The sequence below is a fragment of the Streptomyces sp. SID3343 genome, from assembly GCF_009865215.1.
In the GTDB taxonomy this organism is placed as follows: Bacteria; Actinomycetota; Actinomycetes; order Streptomycetales; family Streptomycetaceae; genus Embleya.
Genome location: NZ_WWJX01001483.1, coordinates 1 through 4,058 on the forward strand (window position 1 = coordinate 1; position 4,058 = coordinate 4,058).

Annotated in this window: 3 protein-coding genes; 1 reads left to right on the forward strand and 2 read right to left on the reverse strand. The window is 71.5% G+C overall.

Annotation, left to right across the window (positions count from 1 at the left end):
• Positions 1 to 129: 129 nt before the first annotated feature.
• Both GT354_RS47250 and GT354_RS47255 read right to left on the reverse strand, forming a co-directional pair.
• On the reverse strand, positions 130 to 876 hold the full coding sequence (locus tag GT354_RS47250) for an SIS domain-containing protein (protein ID WP_161363937.1): 747 nt from the start codon (positions 874 to 876) through the stop codon (positions 130 to 132).
• Between the two features lie 57 nt (positions 877 to 933).
• Complete coding sequence (locus tag GT354_RS47255) at positions 934 to 2,277, reverse strand: deoxyribodipyrimidine photo-lyase (RefSeq protein WP_237536161.1); 1,344 nt, start codon at positions 2,275 to 2,277, stop codon at positions 934 to 936.
• Between the two features lie 251 nt (positions 2,278 to 2,528).
• Between GT354_RS47255 and GT354_RS47260 the strand changes: the two genes are divergently transcribed.
• Positions 2,529 to 3,218, forward strand: a complete 690-nt coding sequence (locus GT354_RS47260) for a metal-dependent transcriptional regulator (protein ID WP_161363939.1) — start codon at positions 2,529 to 2,531, stop codon at positions 3,216 to 3,218.
• Positions 3,219 to 4,058: the final 840 nt, after the last annotated feature.

The following is a 4,058-nucleotide window of genomic DNA, read 5'->3' on the forward strand; positions in this document are numbered from 1 at the left end:
CGTGCGCGGCCAGCCGGCCGGCCAGGTAGCCGCCGTTGGCGGTGCCGGGCGGTCCGCTGAACCGGGCCCGGACCGTGATCGGCCGCTCGTACGCAACGGGGGACTGTGCCTTGGACTGCACTGCCGAGTTCACCTCAGGTAGAAGATCCGGTCCGCGTGTTCGGCCAACAACCGCTCGTTCCAGGCGGCCCCGCCGTCGATGTTCGCGGACATGAACACCGGGGGCTCGACCCCCCGGGAAACCAGGTGGCCGATCACGCCGACCATGAGTGTCTGCATCACCGCCGAGCACACCACGCCCGAGGTCGGGCCGACCCGCTGGGGTACGCCCTCCACCTCCAGCGCCGCGTCGCCGACGGCGATGGCGGTGTCGACGACGACGTCGCAGTTGTCGAGGACCCGGGTACCCGACGAGTGGCGGGGCGGCTCGGCCCTGCTCGCCGGAACCGACGTGACACCGACGACGAACGCGCCGCGCTCGCGTGCCTGCCGGGCCATCTCCACCGGCAGCCCGTTGCGCCCGGACAGCGAGATCACCACGAGCACGTCGCCCGCGCGCAGACCGGCGCCGTCCAGGACCGGACCGGCCAACTCGGCGAGCTTCTCGACTGCGGTGGAGGTCGTGATCGGCCGCACCGTGAGGTCGTTGCCCGGCGCGATCAGCGGGTTGGCCAGGATCAGGCCGCCGGCGCGGTAGATCACGTCCTGGGCGGCGAGCGCGGAGTGACCGCCGCCGAACACGAACAGCCGACCACCCGCGGCCAACGCGCCCGCGATCCGGTCCGACGCGTCGTCGATCGTCGGCAGCTCGACGTCGCGCAACCGTTCCAGGAGTGCAATCGCCGCGTCGAGGTAGCGCGCGCCCAGCTCGCCCATTCCCGGTCCTGCCCTTCGTTCGTTGCCGGTTCGCCGTTCGTACACGGATCCGGCACCCTACCGCCGGATCGCCTCGTATCGGGCCAGTGCGACGAGCCTTTCCTCGGCGTGCTCGACCACGGGGGCGGGATAGTCGGGTACGCCCACTTTCCACGGCTCGTGGACCGCCGCGCCCGCGAGCGCGCGCAACTCCGGCACGTACCGCCGCACGTAGTCGCCGTCGGGGTCGAACCGCTTTCCCTGGGAGACCGGGTTGAAGATCCGAAACCACGGCGACGCGTCGGTGCCGCACCCGGCCGCCCACTGCCAGCCGTGGCTGTTGGAGGCCAGATCGCCGTCGACCAGGTGCCGCATGAAGTGCGCCGCGCCGCGCGTCCATTCCTGGTGCAGATCCTTGACGAGGAAGGACGCCACCACCATCCGCACCCGGTTGTGCATCCAGCCCTCGGCGAGCAGTTGGCGCATCCCGGCGTCCACGAACGGGAACCCGGTCCGGCCCGCGCGCCACGCGTCGAAGAGGTCGTCGGCCTCGTCGCCCGTGTCGTATTCCATCCCGGCGAACTCGGCGCGCAGGTACTCGCGCGCGGTCTCCGGCCGATGCCACAGCACGTCGGCGTAGAACTCGCGCCAGGCCAACTCCGCCCGGAAGGTGTCGTCGGTGAGCCCGGCCAGCAAAGTCCGCGGGTGGATCTCGCCGAACTTCAGGTGCACCGAAAGCCGCGACGTGCCGGCCAGATCGGCCCGGTCGCGCAGCTCGGCGTAGCGACCGGGTCCGCCGCCGGCGCGAAACCGCTTCCACGTCGCGAGCGCCGCCCGCTCACCGACCTCCGGCAGCCGGGCGCCCTCCGGCGTGGGCGCGTCCGGCAGTTCGACCGACTCTGCGTGGACCCACTCGATGTCGCCGCCACTCGGCCGCGGCAGCGGGTCGCGCCATCCGTGCTCGGCCCACGCGCGCAGGTAGGGGGTGAACACGCGATACGGCTCGCCGTCGGCCTTGTGCACGCGCCCGGGCGCGACGGCGTACGGCGCCCCGGTCCGGCGAAACGGGACCTCGATCGCGGCTTCGACCGCGGCGTCTCGGGCTCGCCCGTAGGGCCCGAAGTCCGCCGACACGTGCACCTCGGCCGCGCCGCTCTCCCGCACGAGGGCCGCCAACTCGCGAGCCGGGTCGCCCGCGCGGACGACCAACCCGCCGCCGAGCGCGCGCAGGTCGGCGTCGAGGGCCCGCAGCGAACCGACCAGATGGGCGCGGCGGGCCGGCCCCGCGCGATCCCACAACACCGGGTCGAACACGAACACGGGCAACACGTGTGCGGGTTCGCCGTCGCCGGTGCCCGGATAGCCCGTACCGGCCGCCGCGTGCAGCGCGGGGTGATCACTCAGTCGCAGATCGCGACGCAACCACAGGATGTGCGCCCGATCACGTGTTTTCGACTCTCCGGACGACTTCCGGGATGGCATTCGCATATCGGAACGTTATGTCCGTACGCACCCGGGGCCCGGGCCGACACTGGTGGGACACACGTACGGATGACCCGAAAGAGCGCACGGGACACCAAGCCGAAGGGGCCGCATTCGGCCGGACGTCCGCGAGGGGAGTCCAGGTGCGTCAGAATTGGACGGCAGGACCACCAAGAACGGAGCCGCTGGTCGTGAGTGGACTCATCGACACCACGGAGATGTACCTCCGGACGATTTTCGAGCTGGAGGAGGAGGGCGTGGTCCCGCTGCGAGCGCGGATCGCGGAGCGGCTGGAACAAAGTGGGCCGACCGTGAGCCAGACCGTGGCACGGATGGAGCGGGACGGGCTGTTGACGGTCGAAGGCGACCGTCACCTGGAACTGACGGCCGAGGGGCGGGGAATCGCGACGCGGGTCATGCGCAAGCACCGACTCGCCGAGTGCCTGCTCGTCGACGTCATCGGACTCCCCTGGGAACAGGTGCACGCGGAAGCGTGCCGCTGGGAGCACGTGATCAGTGAGCAGGTGGAACGCCGCCTGCTCGAACTGCTGCGCTATCCGAAGGAATCGCCGTACGGCAACCCGATCCCGGGCCTGGAAGAGCTGGACCAGGAGCTGCACGCCGACTCGTTCAAGGAGGGCGGCCTGGTCACGCTCTTGGAGAGCGCGGGCCCCGAGGGCAAGAACGTCGTGGTGCGGAGGCTCGGCGAGCCGCTGCAGACCGATGCACAACTGATGTACACCCTGCGCCGGGCCGGGATCCGTCCGGGCGCGGTGGTGAGCGTGCACGAATCCGCGGGTGGCGTGATGGCGGGCAGCGGCGGCGAAGCCGCGGAACTGCCCCCGGACGTCGCGTCACACGTCTTCGTGGCCGCACGGTAGTTGCGCTTTGGCGCTTGGGTCGCTTTTGGCGCCTTGAGCGCCTTGGCGTCTTGGCGTTCGGCGTTTGGCGTTTGGCGTTTTGCCTACGCGGCGGTGTGTTCGCCGTGACGAGGGTCCTCGGGAGCCGAGCTGTAGTCGGCCTCCGGGGGCCCTCGCGGCGTTTCCCGGCGGGACGGGTTTTGCGGGTCGCTTTGGCAGGCGTGGCGGCGTGCCTTTGGTGCGCTTTTTGCGGGCGCGCGTGCGGGGGGCTTTGCGGGTGGCCTGCGCTCAGCGGTGAGCCGCCTTTTGAGCGGGCGTGGGCCGGGGCGTGCCGCTGCGGTTGCGTTTTGGTCGGGTCGGAGGGGTTCCCACCCGCACCACCCGTTGCGTTGCGTGTGTCGGGCTGCGGTTTTACGGCGCGGGGTTGACGTGGTCCGGCCCGGTGGCCTCGTATCGGCTGGCCCCTGCGGTTTTGGGGCGCGGGGGTTGGCGTGGTCGGGCCTGGTGGCCTCGTTGTCGGTCGGCCGTTGGCTTGGTCGGCCTGTGGCGGTGTTCCGGTGGCGGGTCGGGTCGGTGGCTCGGAGCGGTGCCGCTGCGGATTTGGCTTTGGTGGGCTTGGGAGTGTTCCCACCCGCACCACCCGTTGCGTCTGTGTGGCGGCTGCGGTTTTACGGCGTCGGAGCGGCGTGGTCCGGCCCCGCGGCCCCCCTGCCCCGGCTCGCGCGCCTGCCGGCGGTCTGGCTGTGCTCGGGTCGGGAGGTCCGGCTGCGGATGACGGCGCTTCGCGCCCACGGGATGGGCTTCGCCCGGGAGCGGGACTCGGCCGCGCTCGTGGCGCGTCAGCGCCCACTGATCGGCTTG